Origin of the sequence: Chthonomonas sp. (genome assembly GCF_035294505.1) — a bacterium.
In the GTDB taxonomy this organism is placed as follows: Bacteria; Armatimonadota; Chthonomonadetes; order Chthonomonadales; family Chthonomonadaceae; genus Chthonomonas.
The window spans coordinates 1-5617 of the sequence record NZ_DATGKU010000013.1 but is presented as its reverse complement, the minus strand read 5'-3'; the positions used below and the strand labels follow the sequence as shown (position 1 = coordinate 5617).

Here is a 5617-nt window from a genome sequence, read left to right as displayed (position 1 = left end):
ATGGGCGAACAGCCCAACCCTTGGGACCTACTCCAGCCCCAGGATGCGACGAGCCGACATCGAGGTGCCAAACCTTGCCGTCGATGTGAACTCTTGGGCAAGATCAGCCTGTTATCCCCGGGGTAGCTTTTATCCGTTGAGCCACAGCTCTTCCACTCAAGGCTGTGGGATCAGTAAGGCCGACTTTCGTCCCTGCTCGGCTTGTCCGCCTCGCAGTCAAGCTCCCTTCTGCCTTTCCACTCTTCGGGTGGTGTCCATTCACCCTGAGGAAACCTTGGCGCGCCTCCGTTACCCTTTGGGAGGCGACCGCCCCAGTCAAACTACCCGCCTGACCTCGTCTGCTGCCTGGCTTCACAGGTCAGCGTGAGCTGCTCAGCACGCGGAGAGTGGTATTTCACTTTCGCCTTCCCCCCACCCACAAGCAGGGGTGCTCCGGCTCCCACCTATCCTACGCACCGCGGGCCAAACAGCATGGTCAAGGTGTAGTAAAGCTCCACGGGGTCTTTTTGTCCTGTCGTGACTAACCCGCATCTTCACGGGTACTTCAATTTCGCCGAGCCCTCTGTCGAGACAGCGCCCAGGTCGTTACTCCTTTCGTGCGGGTCGGAACTTACCCGACAAGGAATTTCGCTACCTTAGGACCGTTATAGTTACGGCCGCCGTTCACCGGGGCTTAGATTCGCCGCTTCGCACACGGCTCCTCGTAACCTTCCGGCACTGGGCAGGAGTCAGCCCCTATACGTCCACTCTCGTGTTCGCAGAGACCTGTGTTTTTGGTAAACAGTCGCTTGAGCCCATGTCCTGTCGCCCCCTCACCCCCTCTCGCTCGCGCGAGAAGAAGCTACCAGGGCCCCCCTTCTTCCAAAGGTACGGGGTCATTTTGCCGAGTTCCTTGACAGAGGGTCCCTCGTTCACCTGGAGAGTCTTCCCCCTACCTACCGGTGTCGGTTTGCGGTACGGGCGCAGCGCGTACTCGCTAGAGGCTTTTCTTGGCGGCCTGGGGGCCAGAGACTTCCGCGGAGGTCTTCCCCCGCTCGGAGCCAGCCTCATGCCTCTCGGATCGGGGTTTGCCACGATCCGGCACTTGTCCTGGCTCGCCCAGCCTGTCCATTCGCCGGGTTCTCCTTCCCTACCGCGTCCCCCCTTCGCTCCTGTTCGTACTGCTGCGGTGCAGGATTATCGCTCCTGCTTGCCATCGCCTACGGCTCTACGCCCTCGGCTTAGGTCCCGACTAACCCTGGGTCGATTGACGGCGCCCAGGAACCCTCAGGTTTTCGGTGTCTGTGGTTCTCACACAGATTGCGCTACTCATTCCGGCATTCGCTCCTGGCTCCCCTCCACCTGGTCTCCCAATCAGGCTTCTCCGGTGGAGCCAGCGCTCCCCTACCATCTCCCCCTTCTCAGAGAGAGATCCATGGCTTCGGTCAGCGGCTTAAGCCTCGTTTCGTTCTCGGTGCCGGGGCACTCGACCAGTGAGCTATTACGCACTCTTTCAATGATGGCTGCTTCTAAGCCAACATCCTGGCTGTCTGAGCACCCCGACCCCCTTTCCCACTCTGCCGCTGTTGGAGACCTTAGCCGATGGTCTGGGCTGTTTCCCTTTCGACGACGAAGCTTAGCCCCCGCCGTCTCACTCGCCTGCTTCCCCCCTCACCGGGGGCTGTCCTGGCATTGGGCGTTTGGTTGAGTGTGGTAACCAGCGTCATGGCCCCTAGCCCATCCAGCGCGCTACCTCCAGGATATCTCGCAGGCGGCTGCACCTGCATGCATTTCGGGGAGAACCAGCTATCTCCGGGTTCGGTTGGCATTTCACCCCTACGCACAGGTCATCCCCCCGTTTTGCAACACGGGTGGGTGCGAGCCTCGACGGACTTTCACATCCGCTTCACTCTGCCCATGCGTAGCTCACCCGGTTTCGGGTCGCATCGCGGCCACCCTCGCGCCCCCTTCGGACTCGGTTGCCCTCCGGCTCCCGCTCTTTACCGAGCGTTAACCTGGCGACCTGCGATGCACTCGCCGGATCATTCTACAAAAGGCACGCCATCAGCCTTCCCTCGCCCCTCCCTCCATAGAGAAAGGCGCGCTCCCGGCCTCTGACTGCTTGCAAGCACACGGTTTCAGGTTCTCTTTCATCCCCCTCGCGGGGTGCTTTTCACCTTTCCCTCACGGTACTGGTCCACTATCGGTCGCTGCTGCTCTTTAGCCTTGGAGGGTGGTCCCCCCAGCTTCCCACAGGGTTTCACGTGCCCCGTGGTACTCAGGATCCCTCCGCATCCTCCACACGGTTCCCTACCGGGTTGTCACCGTCTCTGACGCTGCTTTCCAACAGCTTCGGGTCGGCGTGGATCATGCTGATGGAGGTCCTACAACCCCGTCCTGGTCGAAACCAGCACGGTTTGGGCTCTTCCCGCTTCGCTCGCCACTACTACGGGAATCTCGGTTGATTTCTCTTCGTCGGGCTACTGAGATGTTTCAGTTCGCCCACCGCCCTCGTCACTCCCTATACATTCAGGAGTGCGTGTCCAGACATCACTCTGGACGGGTTGCCCCATTCGGATTCTCAAGGCTCATCGCTCGTATGCAGCTCCCCTTGAACGTTTCGCCGGTCTCCGCGTCCTTCATCGGCCTCATGCGCCCAGGCATCCACCTCGTCCTCTCCTTCGCTTGTGACGCCCCCTCTTCCTCACGAAAACGGGTCGCCACCGCGGCGTCTGTCTTCACGTTGTCTTCTTGCTTGCCTGGCTTGCCTCTGCTGCTCTTCTCGGTTGCACTCAGCAACAATTGAAGATTGCTTTGCTAATGTTGATTGATCCATATTCACTTGGAAAGGTACAGCTTGCCGGGAGGAGACCCCCCAACAACTGGAATGTGGAAAGCCACCGGAACCCCACCCACGTCCTTGGCACTCGTGTCCAGGCCTGATCTTTCTCGTGTGAGAGAGACCAGGATCGACCTGGGATGCTCACTCCCGTAGAGTGAGGCGCTCCCTAGAAAGGAGGTGATCCAGCCGCACCTTCCGGTACGGCTACCTTGTTACGACTTCACCCCAATCACCGACCCCACCCTCGACGCCTGCCTCCCCAAGGGTTAGCGCAGCGGCTTCAGGTGTTGCCGACTTTCGTGGTGTGACGGGCGGTGTGTACAAGACCCGGGAACGTATTCACCGTGATGTGCTGACTCACGGTTACTAGCAACTCCACCTTCATGGAGGCGGGTTGCAGCCTCCAATCTGAACTGAGATCGGGTTTGCTGAGATTGGCTCCCCCTCGCGGGTTGGCAACTCATTGTTTCCGACCATTGTAGCGTGTGTGTCGCCCAGGACGTCAGAGCCGTGCTGACTTGACGTCATCCCCACCTTCCTCCACGTTGATCGTGGCAGTCTCGCCGGAAACCTGTAACCGGCAATAGGGGTTGCGCTCGTTGCGGGACTTAACCCAACACCTCACGGCACGAGCTGACGACAGCCATGCAGCATCTGTGCACCAGTCCCGAAGGAACCTCCATCTCTGGAGGGGTCCGGTGCATGTCAAGCCCTGGTAAGGTTCTTCGCGTCGCATCGAATTAAACCACACGCTCCGCTGCTTGTGCGGGTCCCCGTCAATTCCTTTGAGTTTTAATCTTGCGACCGTACTCCCCAGGCGGACCACTTAATAGGTTTCCTCCGACACGCAGGGGGTCGATACCCCGCACATCTAGTGGTCATCGTTTACGGCCAGGACTACCAGGGTATCTAATCCTGTTCGCTCCCCTGGCTTTCGCGCCTCAGCGTCAGTGACCAGCCAGGACCCTGCCTTCGCCTTCGGTGTTCCTCCGGATATCTACGCATTTCACCACTCCACCCGGAATTCCAGGTCCCTCTCTGGCCCTCAAGTGTGGCCGTCTTCGCTCAGCCTTGCCCAGTTAAGCCGGGCACTGTCAGAGCAAACTGACCACACCGCCTACGCGCCCTTTACGCCCAGTAACTCCGGACAACGCTCGCCCCCTACGTATTACCGCGGCTGCTGGCACGTAGTTAGCCGGGGCTTCTTCCTGGGGTACCGTCCTCGCTCGTCCCCCAGAAAAGCAGTTTACAACCCGAAGGCCGTCATCCTGCACGCGGCGTTGCTCGGTCAGGGTTGCCCCCATTGCCGAAAATTCCTCACTGCTGCCCCCCGTAGGAGTCTGGGCCGTTCTCAATCCCAGTGTGGCTGATCGTCCTCTCAGACCAGCTACCGATCGTCGCTTTGGTAGGCCATGACCCCACCAACTGGCTAATCGGCCGCAGGGCCATCCCCCGGCGTCTTACGACTTTGCTTCTCGCGAAGCCTATGCGGTTTTGTCGGCGATTTCTCGCCGGTATTCCTCACCGGAGGGTAGATCCCCACGTGTTACTCACCCGTCCGCCACTCCCTGCTTGCGCAGAGCGTTCGACTTGCATGTGTTAGGCACGCCGCCAGCGTTTATCCTGAGCCAGGATCAAACTCGCCATTCAGTGTTTCTATTTCCACCCGTGTGTGTTGCCACACCGGGGGGTAAAGGCTGACGTCAAGCGATCCAAGCGCTCTTGGCTTGTATTCGCAGATTGTCTCGTGCGACACGAATTGACAGGAACGTGTGTAGTGGACACTCACTCGTGTGTGTCCGCGTTCCAGTTCTGCTTTCCACATTTCAATTGTTCAAGGTTCTCTCAGCCTGGCAGAGAGCATCGCTCTACCAGCCTGGCATAGAACGAGCAGATCAGGTATCTTCGCTGTTTTCGTTCTTTTGCTTCAGCCGTTGTATTATTGCACATCTTCAGGGGCCTGTCAAGAGGTTTTTCGGAGATTTTTTTGGGAACTCCGAAATTTCCCCCTGCCATTTTCCCGCGCAGTCATTTCGCTTTTCACTGGAAAGAATCAGACGGACTGATCCCTTGTGAATTGTTATGACTCTGGAAAAGTGAACCCTTCAGAGGTGCCACATTACCGTGGCTTTCGCACCCATTACGAAAATGGAAGAGACAGGAGCACCTATCAATCATAACAGGTGATTGTCTGTTTCGTTCGTAGCGCAGATATTATGCCATCGGTCTGCACTCTTGTCAAGGGGTTTTGCGACGAATTTTTATACTTTTATAAAATTCCAAAAAAGTGATTGTTTGAGTTCCGCTTGCGTGGCAGGGACTGGTTTTTTCAAGCTCTCTCGTTCAGGGAAACTCGGACTTTATTTTTCTCACTATCCTTCGTTCTATAGGATAGTGTCCGCTTTCGATCAACACGTCATGGTACCCGATGAAAACAAAGGAGATTAGGTATGACTGGCATTCGCAATGTTATCTCGACGCTGACGGCAAATGGCGAGGAGGTTATGGGACCAGAGATTCTCCTCTGGCACTATCCCGATAACAATATTATGAACGGTTCGCTGCTGACTGTGGAGAGCAACCACTTCTGCGTGCTCAAATCGCGTGGCGCGATCCTGAACGTCTACGAGACCGGCCAGTACACGGTCCAGACTCCTGATCGCCCGCTCTTTGGCTCGATGCAGCAGGCGTTCTATGGCGGGCAGAGCCCCTGGCAGTATGAGGCGCTGTATATCAATCGCGCGAAACTGGTGCTGAAAACAAGCGGGGTGGCGCTCTCACGCGAGATGGCCGAGA

Annotated in this window: 1 protein-coding gene and 2 rRNA genes; 1 reads left to right on the top strand and 2 read right to left on the bottom strand. The window is 57.8% G+C overall.

What is annotated here, in order from left to right; all coding sequences use genetic code 11:
- Together VKV18_RS00420 and VKV18_RS00415 are read right to left on the bottom strand one after the other, a co-directional pair.
- Positions 1–2670: ribosomal RNA gene (locus VKV18_RS00420) — 23S ribosomal RNA — on the bottom strand; the annotation flags it as partial.
- A gap of 321 nt (positions 2671–2991) precedes the next feature.
- Positions 2992–4471: ribosomal RNA gene (locus VKV18_RS00415) — 16S ribosomal RNA — on the bottom strand.
- An 800-nt stretch (positions 4472–5271) separates the two neighbouring features.
- On the opposite strand from VKV18_RS00415, the gene VKV18_RS00410 reads away from it, so the two are divergent.
- On the top strand, positions 5272–5617 hold a 346-nt coding region (locus VKV18_RS00410), incomplete at its 3' end, for an SPFH domain-containing protein (RefSeq protein WP_324202252.1).